The following is a 22,989-nucleotide window of genomic DNA, read 5'->3' as shown; positions in this document are numbered from 1 at the left end:
GACAAGACCGTGGAGTTTCCCGGGATGTCATATGTGTTTTCGGCGCGTTCACATCCTGACCGGTGGCGACCGGACGACGGTCAGTTCGATGTCCGTTCACCGCCAGCACGGGTACGGCGGCCCGGCTGGGATGGACCCATGAACACGAACACGCACACGAACCCACTCGCCCCCGCCACCGCTCCCCTGACCGGCCGCACCGCCCTCGTGACCGGCGGCAGCCGGGGCATCGGCGCGGCGACCGTCCTGCGGCTGGCCCGGGAGGGCGCGGACGTGGCCCTCACCTACGTGAACGGCAAGGACGCGGCCGAGGACGTCGTACGGGCCGTCGAGGCGCTGGGGCGCCGGGCGGTTGCCCTGCGGGCCGACTCCGCCGACGCGGACGAGGCGGCGGGGGCGGTCGAGCGGGCCGCCACGGCGCTCGGCGGCGGCCTCGACGTGCTGGTCAACAACGTGGGCCTGGGCCTGCTGGGCCCGCTGGAGAGCCTCTCCACCGCCGACGTCGACCGGCTGCTGGCGGTGAACGTCCGCGGCGTCTTCCTGGCCTCGCAGGCGGCCGCGGCCCGCATGAGCGAGGGCGGGCGGATCATCACCGTCGGCACCTGCATGACCCAGCGGGTGCCGGGGCCCGGCGGGACCCTGTACGCGACGAGCAAGTCGGCGCTGATCGGGCTGACCAAGGCGCTGGCCCGGGAACTGGGCCCGCGCGGGATCACGGCGAACATCGTGCACCCGGGGCCGATCGACACCGACATGAACCCGGCGGACGGCCCCTATGCGGACGGCCAGGCGGCCCTGACGGCGCTGGGCCGCTTCGGCACGGCGGACGAGGTGGCGTCGACGGTGGCGTACCTGGCGACCGCCACGTACGTCACCGGAGCGGAGTTCGCGGTCGACGGCGGCCACGCCGCGTAACCGGCCCCCGGATTGGAGCGCACGCGCGGGGCGCACCGGTGCTGTCCTACCGGTGCGCCCCGCGGGTCGGTGTGCGGCGGGTCAGCCGCCCAGTTCCTGGTGGCGGGCGGCGAGGTGGGCCGCGCCGTCCTCGGTCAGCGAGCCGAACAGGCGCAGCCGGGAGATGCCGCCGTCGGGGAAGATGTCCACGCGCGCGTGGGTGCCGACGGCCGCCTCCGGCAGGACGAAGCGGTGGTTGGTGTCGGGCTGCATCCGGGTGCGCGGGAGCACCTCGCGCCACTCGCCCTCGTCGCCGTCCTTGACGGAGACGGACGCCCAGCCGGCGCTGTTGCCCTTCAGGTACGCCGTGTCGATCTCGACGGCGCGGATCTGCGAGCGGTCCACCAGGCGGTACTGGATCCAGTCGTTGCCCCGGTCGCGGCGGCGGCGGGTCTCCCAGCCGTCGTCCATCTTGCGGGAGCGGCCCGGCTGGATGGTGTTGGTGGCCGGCGAGTAGAAGAGGTTGGAGGCGTCCTCGACCTGGCCGCCGTTCTCCAGGGCGACCACGTCGAAGGTGCCCAGGGCGGTGAGCCAGGCGGGGTCCGGGACGACCTCGCCGTACACGCGCAGCCGGGCGATGCCCCCGTCGGGGTGCTGCTTGAGTCGCAGGTGCGTGAAGCGCTGCTCGGTGGCGACGGCGAAGCCGTTGGCCGCGTGGCCGCCGACCGGGGTGCGCGGGACGAGGGTCGTCCACTTCACGTCGTCGGCGAGCAGTTCCTCCGGGGACGGGGAGCCCGCGACCGAGGCGCCCTCGACGGAGACGGCCTGCGGGTAGTTGCCGCGGAAGTGGGCGGTGTCGACGACGATGCCGCGGATCACGCCGGGGGCGCCGAGGCGGATCAGCGCCCAGTCGTGGTCCTCCTCGGTGGGCCAGGGCTGCTCGGCGGAGGCACCGCGGCGCCGGCGGGTCTCCCAGCCGTCCATGACCTTGCCCTTGTGCCCGAAGTGCTCGGGGTCGAACTCGGCGGGCTCGGGCACCAGCAGGTTCTCGCGCTGGGCGAAGAACTCGTCGTTGGCGGCGACGACACCCGCGCCGAGCTGCCGGTCGGCAAGGTTGGCGTACTGGGTGAAGGGGAGGTCGGCGGTGCGGTAGTCCGCGTACGGGTCGCCCCCTCCGTAGGGGCTCGCGTCGCCGGTGAAGCTGGCCAACGAGGTGTTCTGCTGGGCCGTCACGGTGATCAGGTGTTCCTTTCGGGGCTGTTCGGGGGGTACTGGGTTCAGGGAGTGTCCGGGCACGTCAGGCCCGGTCGAGGAGCTGTCCCTTCGGGTCGGTGAACGCGCCGTCCGCCGCGATGCGCTCGCCGCGCAGCCAGGTGGACTTCACGACGCCGTACAGGGTCTTGCCCGCGTACGCGGTGACGCGGTTGCGGTGCTGGAGGGCGGCCGGGTCGACGGTGAAGGTCTCGTCGGGGGCCAGCACGGCGAAGTCCGCGTCGTGGCCCGGCGCGATGGCGCCCTTGCGCGCGTCGAGCCCGACCAGGGCGGCCGTGCGCGCCGACATCCAGCGCACGATGTCCTCCAGGCCGAGGCCCCGCCCGCGGGCGGCGGTCCACATGGCCGGCAGGCTGAGCTGGAGACCGGCGATGCCACCCCAGGCGGTGGCGAAGTCGTCGGTCTTCAGGTCGGCCGTGGAGGGCGAATGGTCGGTGACGACGCAGTCGATCGTGCCGTCCGCCAGTGCCTGCCAGAGCAGGTCCTGGTTGGCGGCCTCGCGGATGGGCGGGCAGCACTTGAACTCGCTGGCGCCGTCCGGCACTTCCTCGGCGGTGAGGGTGAGGTAGTGCGGGCAGGTCTCGACCGTGACCTGCACACCGTCGGCGCGGGCCTCGGCGATCAGCGGCAGGGCGTCGCTGGAGGACAGGTGCAGCACGTGCACGCGCGCGTTGAACCGCTTGGCCTGCGCGAGCAGGGTGGCGATCGCGGTGTCCTCGGCGTCGCGCGGGCGGCTGGCGAGGAAGTGGGTGTACTTGGGGCCGCCCTGCTGCGGGGCCGCGGCCAGGTGGTGCGGGTCCTCGGCGTGCACGATCAGCAGGCCGTCGAAGGCGGCGATCTCCGCCAGCGACCGGGCGAGCTGCTCCTGGTCGAGGTGCGGGAACTCGTCCACGCCGGACGGCGACAGGAAGGCCTTGAAGCCGAAGACCCCGGCCTCGTGCAGCGGGCGCAGGTCCTTGACGTTGTCCGGCAGGGCGCCGCCCCAGAAGCCGACGTCGATGTGGGCCTTGTCGGCGGCCACCTCGCGCTTGGTGCGCAGGTTGTCGACCGTGGTGGTCGGCGGGATGGAGTTGAGCGGCATGTCGACGAGGGTGGTGATGCCGCCGGCGGCCGCGGCGCGGGTGGCGGTCCAGAAGCCCTCCCACTCGGTGCGCCCGGGGTCGTTCACGTGCACATGGGTGTCGACCAGGCCGGGCAGGACGACGTGGTCGCCCACGTCCTCGAGCCGGGCGCCCGCCGGGACGGGGGCGTCGTACGGCAGGACGGCCGTGATCTTCTCCCCGGTGACCGCGACGGACGCGGCACGGGTCCCCTCGGGAGTGATGACGCGCGTCGAGCGCAGCACCAGTTCAGCTTCGGACACCCGGATCCCCTTCTCTGCCTGTACTTGTCTGCCTCTGCCGTCGAATTTCAACGTTCTGTTGAAGGAGTCTTCACTCCCGCTCCGAGGTCGTCAAGAGGCACCCTTTGTGACGGCATGCCCAATGACCCGCTCTGGACGTTTCCACAAAGCGGAATTAGAATTCCAGCAAGCAGAACGTAGCTACGTACAAGCCGGTAGTCAACCGGGTGCCGGGTACGCTTCTTTCCTCCCGCCAGCCCCGAAAGGAACGTGCCGTGCCGACGTCCAGCGCCAGCACCACCGACTCCGCCAGGTCCGCCACCGGTGGCGTCCAGTCCCTGGAGCGCGCCTTCGACCTGCTCGAACGGATGGCGGACGCGGGGGGCGAGGTCGGCCTGAGCGAGCTCTCGGCCAGCAGCGGGCTGCCGCTGCCGACCATCCACCGCCTGATGCGCACCCTCGTGGCCTGCGGATACGTACGCCAGCAGCCCAACCGCCGCTACGCCCTCGGACCCCGTCTGATCCGCCTCGGCGAGTCCGCGGGACGCCTGCTCGGCACCTGGGCCCGCCCGCACCTGGCCCGCCTGGTCGAGGAGACCGGCGAGACGGCGAACATGGCCCTGCTCGACGGGGACGAGATCGTGTACGTCGCCCAGGTGCCGTCCAAGCACTCCATGCGCATGTTCACCGAGGTCGGGCGGCGCGTCCTGCCGCACTCCACCGGTGTCGGCAAGGCGCTGCTCGCGAGCTTCCCTGCGGACGAGGTGCGGGCCCTGCTGGGCCGTACCGGCATGCCGGCCGCGACCGACAAGACGATCACCACGCCGGACGGCTTCATCGCGGCGCTCGAGGACGTGCGACGCCAGGGCTACGCGATCGACGACAACGAGCAGGAGATCGGCGTCCGGTGCCTGGCCGTCCCGGTGCCGGACTCCCCCACCGCCGCGGCCATCTCGATCTCCGGCCCCGCGGGCCGCGTCACCGAGGCGGCGACCGACCGGATCGTGCCCCTGCTCCAGCAGGTGGCGGCGGAGCTGTCCGAGGCCCTGCTGACCTCGAACGGTTCGAACGGCTCGAACGGCAACCCGGCCGCCTGAGGCGGCCCTTCCCGCACGGGGCTCAGCGACGCGGCGGGTCCCCGAAGAGTTCCACGGCGTGACGGACCTCCGTCAGTCCCGGTGCGAGGGCGCTGACGGAGCCGATCGCGCCCGCTATCAGCAGCAGTGAGCGGCGCAGTCGCGGCACCTCGGGGACGCCGTGGCCCACCATCGCCGCGAGGTCGGCCAGCTCGTCCTCCGCGATCTGGCGGTCCGGGAAGTCGGCGGGCAGCAGCGCGAGTTGACGGCGCAACCGGGACACCGCGGTCCGCAGCGCCACCACCCTCACGTCCTCGTCGCCGACGGTCACGTGCCTCTGCCCCAAGCTCCGCAACACAGCCCTCCCCCTCGCACTCCGTTGTGCGCGGGCCAGTTAACGCCACCGCGCACCGGACGCGCCACCGCGCGGACCGAAATTCAGTCTCCGGAAAGTCGCCGGAAACCCCGTGCACGCCGGAGCGTTTGGCGGGCGGTCAGGTATGCAGGAGCCATGACCGACAACGAGTCCCTGACAGAAGACCAGGTGGGCGACCGGGTGGCGGGGCTGCTGCTGGCCGCCGGAGGCGGCAGGCGGCTCGGCGGCCGCCCCAAGGCGCTGCTCGAACATCGTGGACATCCACTCGTCGAACACGCGATCGACGTACTCCGCGCGGCCGGCTGCGCCCGCGTGCACGTCGTCCTGGGGGCGCGCGCCGAGGAGGTACGCGCGCGGGCCGCGCTCGACGGCTGCACCCTCGTGGACAACCCCGACTGGGAGCAGGGCATGGGGTCGTCGCTGCGGGCCGGGCTCGGCTCACTGGCGGGGACCGGGGCGCGGGCGGCGCTGGTCGCCCTGGTGGACCAGCCCGGCATCGGCGCGGAGGCGACGGCCCGGGTGCGCGCCGGATTCCGGGACGAGACGTCGCTGGCCTCGGCGGCGTACGCGGGTGTGCGCGGGCATCCCGTGCTGCTCGGCGCCGCGCACTGGGCGGGGATCGCGGCGACCGCCACCGGCGACCGGGGTGCCCGCGCCTATCTGAGGGAACACGAGGCGGAGATCGCCCTCGTCGAGTGCGGGGACGTGGCACGGCCGTACGACATCGACACCGAGGCGGACCTGGTCCACCTTGAGTGAGGGAGGTGGCACCGAGCGCCACCTTTCCTCGACCCGGAGAATCTCGACATCAACAAACCATTGAAGTTCCACGATGAGGAAACTACTATCCACTGACCAGAAGCACTCCGCTGCACGGCGAGTGCGTAATGCCCCATACGCACCCTCTGGCACCCGGTGCCACCGCTGAAGGAAGTGACAGCTCATGTCCGCACCAGCGCCGTCCACGCTGGCCATCGTCGACGCCGAGCCCCTGCCCCGGCAGGAGGAGGTCCTCACCGATGCGGCGCTCGCCTTCGTGGCCGAGCTGCACCGGCGGTTCACGCCCCGGCGTGACGAGCTCCTCGCCCGCCGTGCGGAGCGCCGCGCCGAGATCGCCCGCACCTCCACGCTCGACTTCCTCCCGGAGACCGCCGCGATCCGCGCGGACGACTCCTGGAAGGTGGCCCCCGCTCCGGCCGCGCTGAACGACCGCCGGGTCGAGATCACCGGCCCCACCGACCGCAAGATGACCATCAACGCGCTGAACTCCGGCGCGAAGGTGTGGCTCGCGGACTTCGAGGACGCCTCCGCGCCCACCTGGGAGAACGTGGTCCTCGGCCAGCTCAACCTGGCCTCGGCCTACCACCGCGCCATCGACTTCACCGACGAGCGCACCGGCAAGTCCTACGCGCTGCGCCCGGACGCCGAGCTGGCGACGGTCGTCATGCGCCCGCGCGGCTGGCACCTCGACGAGCGCCACCTCCAGGTCGACGGCCGCCCGGTCCCCGGCGCCCTGGTCGACTTCGGCCTGTACTTCTTCCACAACGCGCAGCGTCTGCTGGACCTCGGCAAGGGCCCGTACTTCTACCTCCCGAAGACGGAGTCGCACCTGGAGGCCCGCCTCTGGAACGAGGTGTTCGTCTTCGCGCAGGACTACGTCGGCATCCCGCAGGGCACGGTCCGCGCCACCGTCCTGATCGAGACGATCACGGCCGCGTACGAGATGGAGGAGATCCTCTACGAACTGCGCGACCACGCCTCCGGGCTGAACGCCGGGCGCTGGGACTACCTGTTCTCCATCGTCAAGAACTTCCGTGACGGCGGCGCCAGGTTCGTCCTGCCGGACCGCAACGCGGTGACGATGACCGCCCCGTTCATGCGGGCGTACACCGAACTCCTCGTCCGCACCTGCCACAAGAGGGGCGCGCACGCGATCGGCGGCATGGCGGCGTTCATCCCCTCGCGCCGGGACGCGGAGGTCAACAAGGTCGCCTTCGAGAAGGTCCGCGCCGACAAGGACCGCGAGGCGGGCGACGGCTTCGACGGCTCCTGGGTCGCCCACCCCGACCTGGTCCCGATCGCCATGGAGTCCTTCGACAAGGTCCTCGGCGACCGGCCCAACCAGAAGGACCGCCTGCGCGAGGACGTCGACGTCAGGGCGGCCGACCTGATCGCCGTCGACTCGCTCGACGCCAAGCCGACGTACGCGGGCCTGGTCAACGCCGTTCAGGTCGGCGTCCGTTACATCGAGGCGTGGCTGCGGGGCCTCGGCGCCGTCGCCATCTTCAACCTGATGGAGGACGCGGCCACCGCCGAGATCTCCCGCTCGCAGATCTGGCAGTGGATCAACGCGGAGGTCGTCCTCGACAACGGCGAGCAGGTCACCGCCGACCTGGCCCGCAAGGTGGCCGCCGAGGAGCTGGCGAACATCCGCGCCGAGATCGGCGACGAGGCCTTCGCGGCCGGCAACTGGCAGCAGGCCCACGACCTGCTGCTCACGGTGTCGCTCGACGAGGACTACGCCGACTTCCTGACGCTGCCGGCGTACGAGCAGCTGAAGGGCTGACGCCGCGCGCGCTGCATGGTCCGCGCCCCCGGTGCCGAAGCACGGCGCCGGGGGCGCGGACGCGTGTCGGCCGACGACTGTCAGCCCAGGTGGACGGACCAGTCCTGCTCCGCGGGCGGCTTGCCGTGCAGGTCGGGGACCCGCTTCAGCCAGTCGGGCCGGCCCCGCTGCGTGCGCGCCGCGCGGGCGGCGTTCTCGGCGGCGAGTTCCTCGCGGCTCGGGAAGCCGGTGGGCAGCCACTGCCGGGAGGCCCGTACGCGCGCGTGCAGGTAGTCCACGTAGGCGGCGCGCACCTTCTCCGGCGTGTCGAGGTCGCCCTCGCAGGTCAGCCAGGCCTCCGGCACCCGGCCCACCACGTCGCGCAGCAGCTCCCGCGTCACCTTCGGCGCCAGCTCGGCGTCGGCGGCCGGAAGGTCGGGCGCGTAGTGGCCGAGGGCGTGGTGCCGGAAGTCGTACGCCTTCTCGGGCGGGGAGGCGCCCCAGCGGTGGTGGAAGACGAGGGCCGCGCCGTGGTCGATCAGCCACAGGCGCGGGGGCACGGTGCCGAGGGTGGGCCAGACCATGAGGTTGGAGCTGTGCACCGTCCGGTCGACGTTGACGGTGAGGGCGTCCAGCCAGACGACCCGCCCGGCCTCCCGCGCGTCCACCGGGAACACCTCGGCCAGCTCGGGCGTGAAGTCGGCGCCGCCCGACAGGTAGTCCATGCCGAGGTTGAGCCCCGCGCTGGCGTGCAGCAGCTCCCGCACCTCCTGGTGGGGCTCGGCGTCCGCGATCGCCGGGTCGAAGTGCGCGAGCACCAGCTCCGGCACCCGCAGCCCCAGCTCCCGGGCCAGCTCCCCGACGACCACCTCGGCGACCAGCGCCTTGCGGCCCTGCGCGGAGCCGGTGAACTTCAGGACGTAGGTGCCGAGATCGTCGGCCTCGACCACGGCGGGCACGGAGCCGCCGGAGCGCAGGGGCTCGATGTAGCGGGTGGCGGTGACTTCGGTGAGCATGGGTCGAGCATATTGAGGGGCGCTCCCGGCTTCCTGCTCGGCGGCCGTCACCACCGCGCGGGCGAGGCACCCCCGCCGTACAGGAAGTGGTCCCCGATGGCGCGCAGGGCGGGGCCGGTGGGTCCGCGGCCCGCCAGGACCCGGATGTTGCGCCAGAACCGGTCGAGCCCGTCGGATTCGGCGAGTTCCAGGATCCCCGCCCCGGCACGCAGGGCCGCCCGGTCGGTGACCGCTCCGGCCGCCGCCACGAGCGCGGCGGTGTCGGCGCGCCCGCGCGCGTCCAGCGCCCGGCCCGTCCGCAGGGTCGTGGCCATGGCGGTCGTGGCACGCTCGACGACGGCCGACGCGCCGTGGACGGCGAGGGCCAGTTCGCCGAAGGCCAGCAGCAGATCGGCGTCCGGGCCGGGAGGCGGCGCGAGGAGGTACTCCGTGGCGCCCCGCGGCCGGGCGTGGGACGCCGCGAGGCTGAGTTCCCGCGCTTCCGCGAGCGCCCCCTCGGCCACCCCCAGAGCCACCTGGGCGAGCATGAGCCGCAGTGCGAGCGGGGCGACCGTGGCGAAGGGTGCGGCCGTGTCCTCGTCGAGCGCGGCGGCCCCCAGTACGTCGTCCACGCCGATCGGTACGTCGTCGAACCGCACCGTGCCCGCACCGGCGAGCCGCTGGCCGAACCGGTCGGTCAGCGGGGTGCGGCCGACGCCCGGGTGCCGCGGGTCCACCAGGACGACGACGGAGTCGCCCGAGGACGCGCAGACCGCGTCGAGGACGAACCGGTCGGCCACATCGACGGCGGTGGCCAGGGTCCGCCGTCCGTTGAGCAGGAAGCCCCCGGGGGCCCGGCCGGGGGCGAGGACGAGGCCGCCGTCGGCGTGGCGGGACGGCCCGTCGGCGTCGGCCGGTCCGGTGTCTCCGGCCCAGAGCCACTGCTCGCGCACGGCGCGGGCCTCCAGTGCCAAGACGCGTTCCGGGGCGGCGAAGAACCGGGCGCTCCAGGACAACACGTGGTGTCGTCCGAGGAGTTCGCCCAGGGAGCCGTCGGCGGCCGCGATCCGGCGGACGACGGCGCAGGCATCGGCCCAGTCCATCCCGCCGTCCATGCCGTCACCCGTGACGCCGCCTTCCGCGTGGGGCGGCACCAGGGCGGCCGGCAGGCCGGAATCGCGCAGCCGCGCCACCTCGTCGTACGGGGGCTTGCCCGCCCGGTCGCGGTCGGGGGCGTCCGTCGCGAGGTCGTCCCCGAGTTCACGGCCGACACGCATCCAGAACTCCGGCGTCCCCACGGCCCCATCACCATTCCCTACTTTTCCTATGGACTTAGTGGGGAATACCTTCGCCGGTGCGTCCGCCCCGGGCAAGGGGGCGACCATCCATCGGACACACCCGTCTCGTCGGCCGGGAGACCCCGGACGGCTCACCACCGCCGACACCCGCGCGGCGGCGAAGGAGGCGGACGCGCCCGTGGTCCACCTCATCCACCTGAAGCTGACGGACCTGGACGCGACCCGTCGGTGGCAGAAGACCGTCTTCACCGCCGACCGCAGAGGCGACGCCTGGGTCAACACCCACAACCGGCAGGGCATCCTCCGCACCGACAGCGCCATGATCAGAAACACCCGGCCCGCCCTGGTCGTGGGCGGCTCGCTGCTCGCCGTCGCCGCGGTCGTCACCCTCGCCGCGCTCGCCACCGTACGTTCCGGCCGGGACAGCCGGCGCGCCGCGCTGCTCAAGGCCGTCGGCGCCGGGCCCACGACCGTGACCGCCGTTCTGCCGGCGCAGTACCTGCTGCTGACCCTGCCGGCCACCGCACTCGGCCTGACCGCCGGAACGCTGGCCGCGCCGCATGTGGTCGATCCCAGCGCCGGGCTGCTCAACACGTCCAGTCCTCCCGACTCCAACACCGTCACGGTCGCGCTCCTCCTCGCCGTCCTGGTGGCCGTGACCGGCGCGATCGGCCCCGCCCTGCGTGCCGCCCGCACGAGCACCGCCCACGCTCTGGCCGACCCCGCGCACCTCAACGCCGCGACGGCGTATCCGCCCACCTCGTTCCTGCTCGGCGTCCGCCTGCTCGCCCGTCGGCCCGGCCGTGCCGTCCTGGCCTCGGCCGGTACGGCGGCCACCACCCTCATGGTCACCGCCGTGCAGGCCCGGCGGGCCCTGGCCGTCGCCCGTACTCTCGGCGCCACACCCGGCCGGGTCACCGCCGCCCTCTGCGTCGCCCAACTCCTGCCCGCCGTACCGGGGGTGGCGGTGGGTCTACCGTCCGGGCTCGTTCTGTACTGGCTCTTCGGCACGACGGTCGTCCCCCCGGCGTCGTGGCTGCTCACCGCCGTACTCGCCGTCCTGGCGTGTCACCGCAGGTCCAGTTCCGCGCGGACCGTCTTGCCGACGGGGACACGGTCGAAGACGCCCCACCGGTCAGCCATCGCGTCCACGAGCAGCAGCCCCCGGCCGTGCTCGGCCTCCGGCGCCGCTGTGACCTCCGGGCGCCGCTCCCCCCGGCTGTCGGACACGTCGATCCGCAGCGTGTACGCGTCCAGCCGCAGCAGCACCTCGATGTCCCGCCCCGGCACCCGACCGTGCGTCACGGCGTTCGCCGCCAGCTCCGCCACGAGCAGCGCGGCCGTGTCGGACACCGTCGATCCGTACGGGACGCCCCACGCGTCCAGGCGGTGCACGGCGAGGTGCCGGGCCAGCCGCGCACCGCGCGGAGTGGAACTGAACCGCTGGACGAACACACGCGCGGTAACCGGGAGTCGAGGGGATGAAGCTGGTCTCATGCCGCCCATCCCACCCGCGGCGACGGTCTCCCACCAGATCCGCCACTCGTACGCAGGGTCAGCGTACGGGCACGGAGAGTGGACGGTAGGGGTAACCATCCGTGACCATGGGCCCGTTGGGCGGGTCGGCCCGGGTGGGTGTACGTGCGGGAGGTGTCCTGGATGTCGGACGGTACGGGTGGCGGGGGCAGCGCGGAGGCGCTCTGCGGGGGCGGGGAGCCGGAGCGGTCGGACAGCCTCAGGACCTTCGGCGAGGTCGTGAAGGCGTTCCGCAAACGGGCGGGCCTGACGCAGGAGGAGTTCGCCCCGCAGGTGCGGTACTCGGTGCCAACGGTGGCGTCGATCGAGCAGGGACGGCGCTTCCCTCCGCTGGACTTCGTGGAGCGAGCGGAGGAAGTCCTCGACGCCTTCGGGGCGCTGCGGGGTGCGGCACGGCATCTGTCGCGGCAACCGGGGTTGGCGAGCTGGTTCAGGCAGTGGGCACGGTTCGAGGCGGAGGCGGTGAGTCTGTACACGTATGAATGCCGGGTGGTGCCGGGGTTGTTGCAGACGGAGGGGTACGCGCGGGCGGTGTCGTTCAGCGTGCCGCCGCTGCCCGCCGAGAAGGAGATGAACGACCGGATCACGGCCCGCATGGCCCGGCACGAACTCCTCGCGACGAGCCGGACCCCTCCCACGGCGTTCAGCTTCATCGTGGAGCAGGCGGTCCTGGAACGCGGCACCGGCGGCGGGACGGTGACTCGCGAGCTGTACGACCACCTGCTGGGCGTGGTCGAGCGGCACTGGAACGTAGAGTTCCAACTGATGCCGCTGCGGCAGCCGGTGCATGCGGGTCTGGACGGCCCGATGCGGTTGGCGGAAACGCCGGACAACCACTGGTTCGGCTACTCGGAGGGGCAGGAGAACGGGCGGCTGATCACTGATCGCAAGGAGATCAGCCGACTCCACCAGCGCTATGCCAAGATGCGTTCACAGGCCCTGACCCCCGAGGACTCCGTGGGCCTGTTGAAGCGAATGCGAGGAGCGCTATGAACACGTCCGACCTGGCCTGGTTCAAGAGCAGTTACAGCGGCTCCCAAGGCGACGACTGCGTCGAAGTGGCGATGACCTGGCACAAGTCCAGCTACAGCAGCGGCAGCGAAGGCGACTGCGTCGAGGTCGCGGCCTGCCCCGAGACCGTCCACGTGCGGGACTCGAAGGTGCGGCACGGGGACCGGCTCGCCGTGTCCCCGGCGGCCTGGACCCGGTTCCTCACGTACACGACCGACCGCTGACCCGGCCGCCCACTGGAAACGCCCCGCCCCGGAACTCCTGGGCGGGGCGTCGCCGTCGGTCCGGTCAGTGGTCCGCCGCGCTGCCCCGGACGACGCAGGACCGGCTGTTCTCCCAGCCCCACCCGTCGCCGTCCGGGTCGGACGCACCGCCGTTCACGCAGTACGGGTAGCCGTTGGGCGCGGTACCGCCCGTGCTGCCGCCACCACCGCCGTACACGGTCGCGGTCCTGGACGTCGCGACGATGCCGTTGCTGCCGTTGAAGATGCGGTTGCCCCAGCTCGTCAGCGAGTTCGGGGCGAAGCCGTTGACCATGTCGAGGTACTCGACACCGCCGCCGTTGCCGCTCCACGACCAGCCGATGTAGCCGACGCCGAGGGACTGCGCCGTCGCCATGATGGCGTCCTCGTCGGGGTTGCCGTCGCTGTGCTGGTCGCCGAACTCGCCGACGACGATGGGCAGTCCGTTGCCGACGAAGGCGTTGAGGTAGTCCTGCACCTCGGTCGCGGTGTCGTAGACGCCGTACATGTGGATGGAGAAGACGGTGTTGCGGTCGGGGTCGGAGGCGAAGACGGAGGCCGCGTTGGACCGCATCGTGCCGGACCAGTCCTGGCCCCAGTTGGGTGCGTCGACCATCAGGGCGTGGTCGAGGCCGGCGCCGCGGAGCTTGCCGATGGCCGCCTTGGTCGCGTCGGTCCACGCGGTGTAGTTCGTGTTGCCGAAGGGCTCGTTGCCGATGTTGACGACGACGTAGTCCTCCTGGCCCTCCAGCGCGCCCTTCACGCCGATCCAGTAGTCGGCGGCCTGGTCCAGGCTGGTCGCGGCGCCGTCCTCGCCGTAGCCGGTGGTGTCGTGCACCTCCAGGACGCAGATGACCTTGTTGGCCTTGCACTGGCCGATGAGCGTGGAGACCTCGGACGCGCTCGTCTTCGTCCAGCGGCCGCCGCTGCTGAGCACGACGCGGACGGTGTTGGCGCCCTTGGCCGCGATGTCGGCGATGGAGCTGGTGCGGTCGGGATACCAGGTGTAGGCGTGGTTGACCCCGCGCATGACGAACGCGTTGCCGTTGCCCTCGACGACGCGTCCGTTGCTCACGTGGATTCCGGCGGCCGCCGCCTCCGCCCTGCCGGTAACAGGACCGGCGAGGGAGAGCAGTAGTCCGACAACGGCGGCGAACGCCATCCCCGCGGTCCTGATCAGCGTGTTTCTTGGCTGTCGCATGAGTCTCCTCCGATGAAGGTCATGAACCTGACAACGTTGTCCTCGCTGAGAACTTGCTTTACCGGTTAACCGATAAGGACCGTAGAGGTGACCTACATGCCTGTCAATCGGCCACGTGAAAGCAAGTTCCGCAGGTGGATCCCGCGAGCAGGAGGCTTGTCTTTGCTGGTCAGCAGGTTTAGCGGTTTAGTAGTTCAGGGGGCGATGGGCCGCGGCGGCGCGGTCGACGCCCGCGGCACCAGCGACGGCGTCGCGACGGGCCGGGACGCCACGTCGTGGCCCGCCAGCACCTCGAACAGCACCCGTGCGACCTGCGCACCGAAGCCGTGCACGTCGTGACTCATCGCCGACAGCGTCGGATGGGTCAGCCGGCACAGTTGGGAGTCGTCCCACGCGAGCAGCGACAGGTCGTCCGGCACGGAGACGCCCATCTCGGCGGCGACACCGAGTCCGGCGACCGCCATGATGTCGTTGTCGTAGAGGATCGCCGTGGGCCGCTCGGCGGACAGCAGCAGGGAGCGGGTGGCCCGGGCGCCGTCCTCGCCCGAGAAGCCCGTCTCGACGTGCGGCCCGCGGTCGAGGCCGAGTTCGCTCATGGTCTGCTCGAACGCCGTCGTCCGGATGGCACTGTGCCCGAGTCCGCGGGGGCCGCCCACGTGCGCGATGCGCCGGTGCCCCAGCACCGCGAGGTAGCGCACCGCCTCGGCGACGGCGGCGGCGTCGTCCGTCCACACCGACGGGAATCCTCTGGTGAGGGACGGGTGGCCGACGGCCACGGCCGGGAGGCCGATCCGTCCGAGCGGGCCGATCCGCGGGTCCTCCTGGTGGAAGTCGACCAGGATCGAGCCCCCCACCTGCCGCTCCCGCCACCAGCGTTCCTGGAGGCCGATCTCCTCCTCCAGCGAGCCGACCAGCCGCAGCAGCAACGAGCAGTCGCGCTCGGCGAGCACGCTCTCGATGCCGGAGACGAACTCCATGTAGAACGGCTCCAGGCCCAGCAGCCGGGCGGGGCGGCAGATCGCCAGCCCCACCGTGTCGACGGACTGGCGCGACAGGCTGCGCGCCGAGGAGTTGGGGGCCCAGCCCAGTTGCCGGGCCGCGGCGAAGATCCGCTCACGGGTGGCGTCGGAGACGCCCGGCTTGTCGTTGAAGGCCAGGGACACGGCGCCCTTGGACACCCCGGCTGCCGCGGCGACGTCCTTGATGGTGACGCGTACGGACGGTGTGCTCACGCCGGTTCCACACAGAACAGGGCCGCTCGTACGGCGTTGGCCCCGGTCTCGGCCGCGCCGGTGACCCGCAGCCGGAGCTGTTCGCCGGGGAGCAGGGTGCGCAGTCCGGTGTCGCAGACCGCGTCCGGTCCGAGCCGGTCGGCCTGCAGGAGGAGGTCGCGTACGAGGGTGTGTGCGGTTACCACGACCTCGACATTACCGGTCCCGGCACCTACCGGTGACTCCACGGCCACGTCGTAGCGCGGGGCCGGGTAGGCGAATTCCCGGTCGGCGACGGGGACGTGCACGCTGCGCAGGTCCCCGCTGTCGGCGACCAGGAACTCCTTGCCGGAATGCGGCGCGGGTACGAGATCCCGCGGTACGGCCACCCGGTGCACCGAACGGGCGGCGGCCGTCACGTCGAGCACGTGCTCGGCCACCTCGGCGCCGTCCGCCCGCAGCCGGCGCAGTCTCACGCGTGTCTGCCAGGGCTCGGCGGACTGGTTGACGGCGGCGAGTACGGCGCTGTCGTCGCCGTCGCCCGGCTGGAGTGTGAGGAGCCGGTCCGCGTAGACCCGGCGCAGCTCGTGGTAGAGCGGCTTGAGCCGGCCGTCGCCGTCGATGGCCGACCAGGAGCTGACCGGCCAGCAGTCGTTGATCTGCCACACGACGGTGCCCGCGCACACGGGCCAGTGCGAGCGCCAGTGCTCGATCCCGGTGGCGATCGCGCGGGCCTGCACGACCTGGGTGAGGTAGTGCCAGCGGTCGAAGTCGCCCTCGGGCAGGTCGAAGTGGCGAGCCACGCCCCGGTTCAGCTTGCCGTTGCCGTCCTCGGCCTTCTGGTGGTGCAGCATGCCGGGCGAGTCGGGGGCGAGTCGTTCGCCGGGCAGCGCGCGTCGCAGGGTGGCCAGGGCGGGCGGCGCCTGCCAGCCGAACTCCGACACGAAGCGGGGCACCGAGTCGCGGTACTCGGCGTAGTCCCGGCGGTTCCAGACCTCCCAGGAGTGATATGTGCCGTGGGCCGGGTCGTTGGGGTGGTGGTCCCAGGAGCCGGACCAGGGGCTGCCCGCACTGTAGGGGCGGGTGGGGTCGAGTTCGGCGACGATCCGCGGGAGCAGGTCCAGGTAGTAGCCGCCGCCCCAGGAGTCGCCGCTCAGCTCGGGCTCCCAGCCCCAGTCGCGGAAGCCCCAGAGGTTCTCGTTGTTGCCGTTCCACAGGACGAGCGAGGGGTGCGGCATCAGCCGGACAACGTTGTCGCGCGCCTCGGCCTCGACCTCGCCGCGCAGCGGCTGCTCCTCCGGGTAGGCCGCGCAGGCGAAGAGGAAGTCCTGCCAGACCATGAGGCCCAGTTCGTCACAGGTGTCGTAGAAGGCGTCGTCCTCGTAGATGCCGCCGCCCCAGATCCGCACCAGGTCCACGCCCGCGTCGGCGGTCTGGCGCAGCCGGGTGCGGTAGCGCTCCGGGGTGATCCGGGACGGGAACACGTCGTCGGGTATCCAGTTGACCCCGCGCGCGAAGATCCGTTCGCCGTTGAGCACCAGGGTGAAGCCGGTGCCGTGCCGGTCCGCCGAGCGGTCCAGCTCCACGGTCCGGAAGCCGATCCGCCGGTGCCAGGTGTCGAGGGGCGGTCCGTCGATACCGTCGCTCTCCTCGACCAGCGCGAGTTCCACGTCGTACAGAGGCTGTGCGCCGTAGCCGCGAGGCCACCACAGATCGGCGTCGGGCACCTCCAGTGTCAGCACGGCGTGCGTCCCCTCCACCGCGCCGCGCGCCTCGGCGAGGCCGTCCCCGACGGTGGCACGCACGGCGAGCGGGCGGGCCGTCCCCTGCGCGGTCCGCTCGACCTCCACGCGCATCTCGACGCGGCCGGTGCCGCCGTGGACCGTCACCAGGGGGCGTACGTCGGCCAGCCGGGCCGTCGACCACCGCTCCAGCCGGACCGGGCGCCAGATGCCGGCCGTCACCAGGGTCGGGCCCCAGTCCCAGCCGAAGCCGCACGCCATCTTGCGGATGTACTGGAACGGCTCCGGGTAGACGTTGGGCCGCTCCCCCGTCAGTGCCCGGACCTTGGCGGCCTCGTCGTAGGCGGAGGCGAAGTCCACCGCCAGGAGCCCGTGCCGACCGGTGACGTCGAAGCGGTGGCGCCGGTGCATGTTCCGGGTCCGGCCCACCTCCCGCCCGTCCAGGGTGATGGTGGCGGCGGTGTCCAGGCCGTCGAAGACCAGGTCGGTCCGCTCGTGCCGCTCCCCTGCGGTGTCGGTGGCCGGCAGGTCGCGGACGTAGGTCCAGGCCCGCTGTCCGACCCAGGCCACGTCGGACTCGTTGACGCCGAGGAAGGGGTCCGGGATCAGGCCGGCCCTGAGCAGATCGGTGTGGACGCAACCGGGGACCTGGGCCGGCAGCAGGTTCTCGCTGTGGCTCAGGCTCCAGCCCTCGGCGAGCGGGACGACTTCCTTCATGTACGGCTCCTTCGGCGGGACGGGCCCGGTGTCGATGCAACGCGACTCAACCTAACTCCCCTGAAGTGAACCGGTCTAGCCCTCTCTGTCGATCAAGAGTCCGCGCTCCAGAGCAGTAGCGCCTGGGGAGTTCCCTCTCGGCTATGCGCCACAGGTAACGATTGCGCATCGCGAGCAATGAGGAAGCTTTACCGGTTCATGAGTGGCTGACATAGTCGCCGTCACCACCACCGGAGCCCGAGCCGTAATCCTTGGAAAGGAGCTGGGCACATGGGGAAGAGGACGCTGAGCGTCGCACTGCTCGCCACCGCGATGCTGACCGTTGCGGGGTGCAGCGGAGGGGGCGGCGCGGACCCGGGCGAGACCGCCGCCGCACCGGTGAACCCGGACGGCGTCTCGGGGGACATCACCGTGCTCACCAACCGCACCGACCTCGTCGAGGACGGGACGATGAAGAAGTACGCCGCCGAGTTCAACAGGACCTATCCCGACGTGAAGGTCGAGTTCGAGGGTCTCACCGACTACGAGGGTGAGGTGAAGATCCGCATGAACACGGAGGACTACGGCGACGTCCTGCTGATTCCGTCGGCGGTCGCCAAGGGCGACTACCCCACGTTCTTCGCGCCGCTCGGCGAGACCTCGTCGATGAAGGGCACCTACCGCTTCACCGACAAGACCGAGGTCGCCGGCACGACGTACGGCATCGCCACCTTCGGCACCGCCAACGGCCTGGTCTACAACAAGGCGCTGTTCGCGAAGGCCGGGATCACCGACTGGCCGACGACGACCGAGCAGTTCCTCGACGACCTCAAGGCGGTCGAGGACAAGACCGGGGCGACTGCGTACTACACCAACTTCAAGGACGGCTGGCCGCTGGAGAGCCCCTGGACCAACGGCGTCGGCTCGATCAGCTGCGACACCCAGGCCTCCGACAAGCTGGCCGCGATGGACAAGCCGTGGGCGGAGGGCAACGACCTCAACACCCTCGACACCCTCCTCTACGACATCGTCCACGAGAAGCTGTCGGAGAAGGACCCGGCCACCACCAACTGGGAGAGCTCGAAGACCCTTCTGGCCAAGGGCAAGGTGGGCAGCATGATGCTCGGCTCCTGGGCCATCAACCAGATGCGGGACGCGGCCGAGGCGGCCGGGCAGAACCCGGACGACATCGGCTTCATGCCGGTTCCGTCCCAGAAGGACGGCCAGTTCTGCGCCACCCTGGTCTCCGACTACCAGCAGGCCGTCAACATCCACTCGGACCACAAGGAGGCCGCCCGGGCGTGGATCGACTGGTTCACGGAGAAGTCCGGCTACGCGGCCAAGGAGGGTGCCGTCTCCGCCCTGAAGTCCGAGGGGATGCCGGCGACGCTCAAGGAGTACGTTGACAACGATGTCAAGATGATCGAGCGCTCCGAGGCGAAGACGGCCGACGTCAACGCCATCGACAACGCCTCCGAGATCGGGCTCAACAAGCCGGACTACCGCAAGAAGCTCATCGACATCGCCCGCGGCGCCACGGACGGCTCCCTCGACGGCTACTTCGACGACCTGAACAAGCGCTGGTCCGAGGCCAGGGGGACGGTCGGCTCCTGACCCCGGCACCCGTCTGGTACCAGCACCCGTCTGGTACCAGCACCCGCCGGGTCCTCTCCCGCCTCCCCGGTGAACGGGGACCCGGCGCCAGTGCCCTCGGCGGACGACGAAAGGCCCCAGGCTCCGCAATGACCCGAACCCGAACCCGGACCGTCACCACCGGTTCACCCCCCGCCCCGGCCGCCCGGCGCAGGATCACGCCGTGGCTGTTCCTGCTGGCGCCCCTCGCCCTGCTGATCACGTTCACCTATGTGCCGGTGGGCAACATGATCTACTACAGCTTCACCGACTGGGACGGCATCAGCCCCGACCGCAGCTACGTCGGGGCGGACAACTACACCGAGATCTTCACCCGGCCCGAGCTGTTCCGGGTGTTCGCGGTGAGCTTCTACTACCTCGCGGCGTCCGTCGTACAGATCGTCATCGCCCTGTACTTCGCCGCCGTCCTCAGCTTCGACCTACGCTTCAGGAACCTGTTCAAGGGCATCCTGTTCTTCCCGTACCTGATCAACGGCGTCGCGATCGGCTTCGTCTTCCTGTACTTCTTCCAGGACGGCGGCACCCTCGACTCGGTCCTGTCCTGGTTCGGCGTCGGTACCGACCGCGCCTGGCTGGGGTCTCCGGAGTCGGCCAACACCTCCATGGCCGGGGTCTCCGTGTGGCGCTTCACCGGCCTGAACTTCGTCCTGTTCCTCGGCGCGATCCAGTCGATCCCCGGCGAGCTCTACGAGGCCGCCCAGTTGGACGGCGCCGGCCGCTGGAAGCAGTTCCGGCACATCATCGCGCCGAGCATCCGGCCGGTGCTGAGCCTGAGCGTCATCCTGGCGATCTCCGGCTCCCTCTCCGTCTTCGAGATCCCGTACATCATGACCGGCGGTGCGACGGAGACCTCGACGTTCGTCATCCAGACGGTGAAGTTCGCCTTCCAGTTCAACAAGACCGGCCTGGCCTCGGCCTGTGCGGTGGTGCTGCTGGCGATCATCCTGGTGATCACCTGGATCCAGCGCCGCCTCGTACCCGACGAGAAGGTGGATCTCGTATGACTCTCGCCGCCCCTGCCCCCGCCCGTCGCGCGCGGGAACGAGCGCGCCGTCGGCCGCGCGTCAGCACCGCGCTGACCTACCTGTCGCTGGTCGTCGCCTCCCTCGTGGTGCTGCTGCCGCTCGTCGTGATCTTCCTGACCTCGCTGAAGTCCTACGGGGAGATCTCCGACGGTCAGGGCGCGCTCGCCCTGCCGGACGACTGGCTCAACCTCTCCAACTACGCCACGGCCTTCAACGACGGCCACATGCTGAAGGCCTTCGGCAACACGGCCTTCATCCTGCTGTTCTCCATCACCGGCACGGTGATCATCGGCTCGATGACGGCGTACGCCATCGACCGTTTCGACTTCCGTCTCAAGAAGCTCGTGATGGCGCTGTTCCTGGTCGCCACGCTGGTGCCGGCCGTGACGACGCAGGTGGCCACCTTCCAGGTCGTCAACAGCTTCGGGCTGTTCAACACCCGCTGGGCCCCGATCCTGCTGTACATGGGCACGGACATCGTGGCCATCTACATCTTCCTGCAGTTCATCCGCGGCATCCCCCGGTCTCTCGACGAGGCCGCGCGGCTCGACGGCGCCAACTCCTTCACCATCTACCGGAAGATCATCTTTCCGCTGTTGAAGCCGGCCATCGCGACCGTGGTCATCATCAAGGGCATCACCACGTACAACGACTTCTACATCCCGTTCCTCTACATGCCCTCCGAGGACCTCGGGACCATGTCCACGGCCCTGTTCCGGTTCAAGGGGCCGTTCGGGGCGCACTGGGAGAACATCTCCGCCGGGGCCGTACTCGTCATCGTGCCGACCCTGGTGATCTTCCTGTTCCTCCAGCGCTACATCTACAACGGCTTCGCCCAGGGGGCCACGAAGTAGCACGGCCCGCTCACCGCCGCACGGCCGAAGGCCCCGACCTGGACGCCTGCCAGGACGGGGCGTCGCACCGGGACCGCGGCGATCAGTTGCCGCGGAGGGCACCGACTGCCGCTAGTTCCGGTACCGGAACACGATCCGGCCGCGCGACAAGTCGTACGGCGGGAGCTCCACCAGTACCCGGTCCTCCAGCATGATCCTGATGTAGTTCTTGCGGATCTTTCCGCTGACGTGCGCGAGGACGTGGTGGCCGTTCTCGAGCTCTACGGTGAACATGGCGCTGCGCAGGCACTCGACGACCCGGCCCTCGACCTCGATGACGTTCTTGTGCTTCGTCATCGCACCAGCTCCAGGTTGCTGCTCGTCGGCTGGGCGCCGATGCCCTCGAACAGCGCCGATGCCACGTGATGGGACTCCTGGACTTCGGCTCTGGCCTCGGCGAACCCCGAGCGGTGCAGTGTTCCCAGCGCGTGGGCCAGCAGTGCCCGCGCGATGCCGCGGCGCTGCTCGCCGGTGCGGACCGCGAGCAGCCCGATGCGCGGCCGGTTGACCGTCACCACCCGGATCAGCCCCAGGTAGCGGTCCGGCGCCGCGGCCACCGCGTACTTCGACGGATCGACGACGGTGTCGCCTTCGCCAAAGGGGATCACCTCCGTCGGCATCGACTGCCATCCGACGGTCGCGCCGACTTCGTCACGGATCGCGCGGTCCACCGCCCGCAGCAGGCCCTCGTCCGCCTGACCGGCGGGAACGATTGTCACGCCCGAAGGCGGCAGGGCGTCGCCGAGCCCGGTGACCCGCGGGTCGGTCGGTACGACGTACTCCCATGCACGGCGGCGGACCGTGAACCCGGCCCGCCGCCAGCGGGCCGTCAGCTCGACATCGGCTTCGTCGACCACCGTGTGCAACGGTGCCGGCAGTTCCGTCAGCATCGTCTCGGCGAGCCGGTCGAAGGGGGCGTCGTGCCAGGCGTCGATGCTGACGAAGAGGCGACCGTCGGCCCGGCGCGCCGCATAACCGCGCCCGACCACCAAGTCGTCGTCCAGTGCATGCCATTGCCGGTCCGCGACGCGCGTGATCGCCACGGCGTTTTCGCTCGGGCCGGATGTGAAGGGCTTTGTGTTCATCGGAGTCCTCCTCCAGGAGTGCCTCGGTCTCAGGCGCTCCTGGCGACACCGGACGTCAGCCGTCGGACCGTGACGGATCGAGGGAGCACCCACGGGTGACTGTGTTCACGGGGCTCACCTCCATACGACGACTTCACGGTCCGCCAGGACCGTAGCAGCGGGGCGCAGCCCCGCTCAAACGCTTTGCGCCACGAAGCAGCCCGACGGTCACAGCCCCGCGAGGAGATCCGCGAGCGGTGCCGGTGGCCTTACGGTGTCGAGGGCCTCCACCAGGAGGCTGCCGTAGCGGATCTTGCGGCCCTTCCTGGTGCTGAGGAAGCGGCGCAACTGCTGTTGCCGGGAGCGGTCGTGCTGGGCGGGCTGGGCCAGGAAGGTCTGCCAGGGGCGGAGTTCGTCCTCGGACCGTATGACCTCCTCGACCCGCTCCGGGCCCAGCGCGCGGATCAGCTCGTCCTCCAGGTCGGCCACGCAGACGTGGAAGTCCCGTGGGGCGTCGGCCCGTTGCCAGCCGCGGACGTAGAAGGGCTCCTCCCGGGCGTCGCAGAGGCCGGTCAGGCGCAGGCCGAGGCCGGGTGGGCCGAGCAGCCCCGCGTAGCGGCCGACGCTCATCGCGCCGCCCATGGACACCACGGCCACGCCTTCGGCCGTCAGGTCGCGGTCCTCGCGGGCCGCGAGGGCCTCGACGGCGGCGAGGTCGCTGGGGCCCTCCAGCAGCACCGCCGTCCGCAGGCCGAGCTCCCGCACCAGGTCGGCCGCCAGGTCACCCGCCGTGTCCCCGGCGCCGCCCGCCGCCCGGCGGGCGATCTCGTCCCGGAACGCGTTCATGTCCGCCATGCGGTGAGTGTCCACCACCGGGGACCGGTACGGCACCGGATTTCCGGGCGCGTGGAGGGCGG

General features: G+C 71.2%; 21 protein-coding genes and 1 pseudogene. 10 read left to right on the top strand and 12 right to left on the bottom strand.

Features of this window, described 5'->3' with window-relative positions:
• Positions 1–138: 138 nt before the first annotated feature.
• Positions 139–915, top strand: coding sequence for an SDR family oxidoreductase (locus ACZ7MF_RS32185; protein ID WP_471481783.1), 777 nt, complete (start codon positions 139–141; stop codon positions 913–915).
• Between the two features lie 81 nt (positions 916–996).
• On the opposite strand, the gene alc is transcribed toward ACZ7MF_RS32185, so the two are convergent.
• Positions 997–2,127, bottom strand: a complete 1,131-nt coding sequence (alc, locus tag ACZ7MF_RS32180; RefSeq protein WP_471481782.1) for an allantoicase — start codon at positions 2,125–2,127, stop codon at positions 997–999.
• A gap of 64 nt (positions 2,128–2,191) precedes the next feature.
• Positions 2,192–3,529, bottom strand: a complete 1,338-nt coding sequence (gene allB, locus ACZ7MF_RS32175) for an allantoinase AllB (RefSeq protein ID WP_471481781.1) — start codon at positions 3,527–3,529, stop codon at positions 2,192–2,194.
• 254 nt (positions 3,530–3,783) lie between these two features.
• Here allB and allR point away from each other — a divergent pair, with 254 nt between their 5' ends.
• On the top strand, positions 3,784–4,605 hold the full coding sequence (allR, locus tag ACZ7MF_RS32170) for an allantoin degradation transcriptional regulator AllR (RefSeq protein WP_471481780.1): 822 nt from the start codon (positions 3,784–3,786) through the stop codon (positions 4,603–4,605).
• 22 nt (positions 4,606–4,627) lie between these two features.
• Here the strand turns inward: allR and ACZ7MF_RS32165 are convergent, their stop codons facing one another.
• Complete coding sequence (locus tag ACZ7MF_RS32165) at positions 4,628–4,942, bottom strand: DUF5955 family protein (RefSeq protein WP_361016200.1); 315 nt, start codon at positions 4,940–4,942, stop codon at positions 4,628–4,630.
• A gap of 153 nt (positions 4,943–5,095) precedes the next feature.
• Between ACZ7MF_RS32165 and ACZ7MF_RS32160 the strand changes: the two genes are divergently transcribed.
• Positions 5,096–5,719 (top strand): nucleotidyltransferase family protein, encoded by a 624-nt coding sequence (locus ACZ7MF_RS32160; protein WP_471481779.1) that lies wholly within the window; start codon positions 5,096–5,098, stop codon positions 5,717–5,719.
• 184 nt (positions 5,720–5,903) lie between these two features.
• A complete protein-coding gene (gene aceB, locus ACZ7MF_RS32155; RefSeq protein ID WP_471481778.1) occupies positions 5,904–7,526 on the top strand; it encodes a malate synthase A in 1,623 nt (540 codons plus the stop codon).
• 80 nt (positions 7,527–7,606) lie between these two features.
• Here aceB and ACZ7MF_RS32150 read toward each other — a convergent pair whose 3' ends face one another.
• Positions 7,607–8,521 carry a HipA family kinase gene (locus ACZ7MF_RS32150; protein WP_471481777.1) on the bottom strand — a complete coding sequence of 305 codons (915 nt, stop codon included), beginning with the start codon at positions 8,519–8,521 and terminating at the stop codon, positions 7,607–7,609.
• 47 nt (positions 8,522–8,568) lie between these two features.
• Positions 8,569–9,798: an acyl-CoA dehydrogenase family protein gene (locus tag ACZ7MF_RS32145; RefSeq protein WP_471481776.1), complete on the bottom strand. Its 1,230-nt coding sequence runs from the start codon at positions 9,796–9,798 to the stop codon at positions 8,569–8,571.
• A 28-nt stretch (positions 9,799–9,826) separates the two neighbouring features.
• Between ACZ7MF_RS32145 and ACZ7MF_RS32140 the strand changes: the two are divergent.
• Positions 9,827–10,486, top strand: a pseudogene (locus ACZ7MF_RS32140) (FtsX-like permease family protein); the annotation flags it as partial.
• Between the two features lie 380 nt (positions 10,487–10,866).
• On the opposite strand, the gene ACZ7MF_RS32135 reads toward ACZ7MF_RS32140, so the two are convergent.
• Positions 10,867–11,295, bottom strand: a complete 429-nt coding sequence (locus tag ACZ7MF_RS32135) for an ATP-binding protein (protein ID WP_471481775.1) — start codon at positions 11,293–11,295, stop codon at positions 10,867–10,869.
• 162 nt (positions 11,296–11,457) lie between these two features.
• Between ACZ7MF_RS32135 and ACZ7MF_RS32130 the strand changes: the two genes are divergently transcribed.
• Both ACZ7MF_RS32130 and ACZ7MF_RS32125 read left to right on the top strand, forming a co-directional pair.
• Positions 11,458–12,327 (top strand): helix-turn-helix domain-containing protein, encoded by an 870-nt coding sequence (locus ACZ7MF_RS32130; RefSeq protein WP_471481774.1) that lies wholly within the window; start codon positions 11,458–11,460, stop codon positions 12,325–12,327.
• Positions 12,324–12,569, top strand: a complete 246-nt coding sequence (locus tag ACZ7MF_RS32125) for a DUF397 domain-containing protein (protein WP_471481773.1) — start codon at positions 12,324–12,326, stop codon at positions 12,567–12,569. Before ACZ7MF_RS32130 ends, ACZ7MF_RS32125 begins: the two co-directional genes overlap by 4 nt.
• A gap of 64 nt (positions 12,570–12,633) precedes the next feature.
• On the opposite strand, the gene ACZ7MF_RS32120 is transcribed toward ACZ7MF_RS32125, so the two are convergent.
• From ACZ7MF_RS32120 to ACZ7MF_RS32110, 3 genes are all read right to left on the bottom strand, one after another.
• Complete coding sequence (locus ACZ7MF_RS32120) at positions 12,634–13,788, bottom strand: cellulase family glycosylhydrolase (RefSeq protein ID WP_471481772.1); 1,155 nt, start codon at positions 13,786–13,788, stop codon at positions 12,634–12,636.
• Positions 13,789–13,982: 194 nt separating this feature from the next.
• On the bottom strand, positions 13,983–15,020 hold the full coding sequence (locus ACZ7MF_RS32115; protein WP_471481771.1) for a LacI family DNA-binding transcriptional regulator: 1,038 nt from the start codon (positions 15,018–15,020) through the stop codon (positions 13,983–13,985).
• Entirely contained in the window at positions 15,017–17,458 is a 2,442-nt protein-coding gene (locus ACZ7MF_RS32110; RefSeq protein WP_471481770.1) for a glycoside hydrolase family 2 protein, read from the bottom strand. The genes ACZ7MF_RS32115 and ACZ7MF_RS32110 overlap by 4 nt, the downstream gene beginning before the upstream one ends.
• A gap of 270 nt (positions 17,459–17,728) precedes the next feature.
• On the opposite strand from ACZ7MF_RS32110, the gene ACZ7MF_RS32105 reads away from it, so the two are divergent.
• From ACZ7MF_RS32105 to ACZ7MF_RS32095, 3 genes are all read left to right on the top strand, one after another.
• Positions 17,729–19,051, top strand: coding sequence for an ABC transporter substrate-binding protein (locus ACZ7MF_RS32105; protein ID WP_471481769.1), 1,323 nt, complete (start codon positions 17,729–17,731; stop codon positions 19,049–19,051).
• Positions 19,052–19,179: 128 nt separating this feature from the next.
• Complete coding sequence (locus ACZ7MF_RS32100) at positions 19,180–20,094, top strand: carbohydrate ABC transporter permease (RefSeq protein WP_471481768.1); 915 nt, start codon at positions 19,180–19,182, stop codon at positions 20,092–20,094.
• Positions 20,091–20,969: a carbohydrate ABC transporter permease gene (locus ACZ7MF_RS32095; RefSeq protein WP_471481767.1), complete on the top strand. Its 879-nt coding sequence runs from the start codon at positions 20,091–20,093 to the stop codon at positions 20,967–20,969. Before ACZ7MF_RS32100 ends, ACZ7MF_RS32095 begins: the two co-directional genes overlap by 4 nt.
• 111 nt (positions 20,970–21,080) lie before the next feature.
• On the opposite strand, the gene infA is transcribed toward ACZ7MF_RS32095, so the two are convergent.
• The 3 genes from infA to ACZ7MF_RS32080 form a co-directional block, all read right to left on the bottom strand.
• Complete coding sequence (infA, locus tag ACZ7MF_RS32090; protein ID WP_471481766.1) at positions 21,081–21,305, bottom strand: translation initiation factor IF-1; 225 nt, start codon at positions 21,303–21,305, stop codon at positions 21,081–21,083.
• Complete coding sequence (locus ACZ7MF_RS32085; protein WP_471481765.1) at positions 21,302–22,093, bottom strand: GNAT family N-acetyltransferase; 792 nt, start codon at positions 22,091–22,093, stop codon at positions 21,302–21,304. The genes infA and ACZ7MF_RS32085 overlap by 4 nt, the downstream gene beginning before the upstream one ends.
• Before the next feature lie 207 nt (positions 22,094–22,300).
• On the bottom strand, positions 22,301–22,927 hold the full coding sequence (locus ACZ7MF_RS32080; protein ID WP_471481764.1) for a TOPRIM nucleotidyl transferase/hydrolase domain-containing protein: 627 nt from the start codon (positions 22,925–22,927) through the stop codon (positions 22,301–22,303).
• Positions 22,928–22,989 lie beyond the last annotated feature (62 nt).

It is taken from the genome of Streptomyces sp. NPDC111628, assembly GCF_055635195.1.
This window is presented reverse-complemented; position numbering and strand designations above follow the sequence as displayed.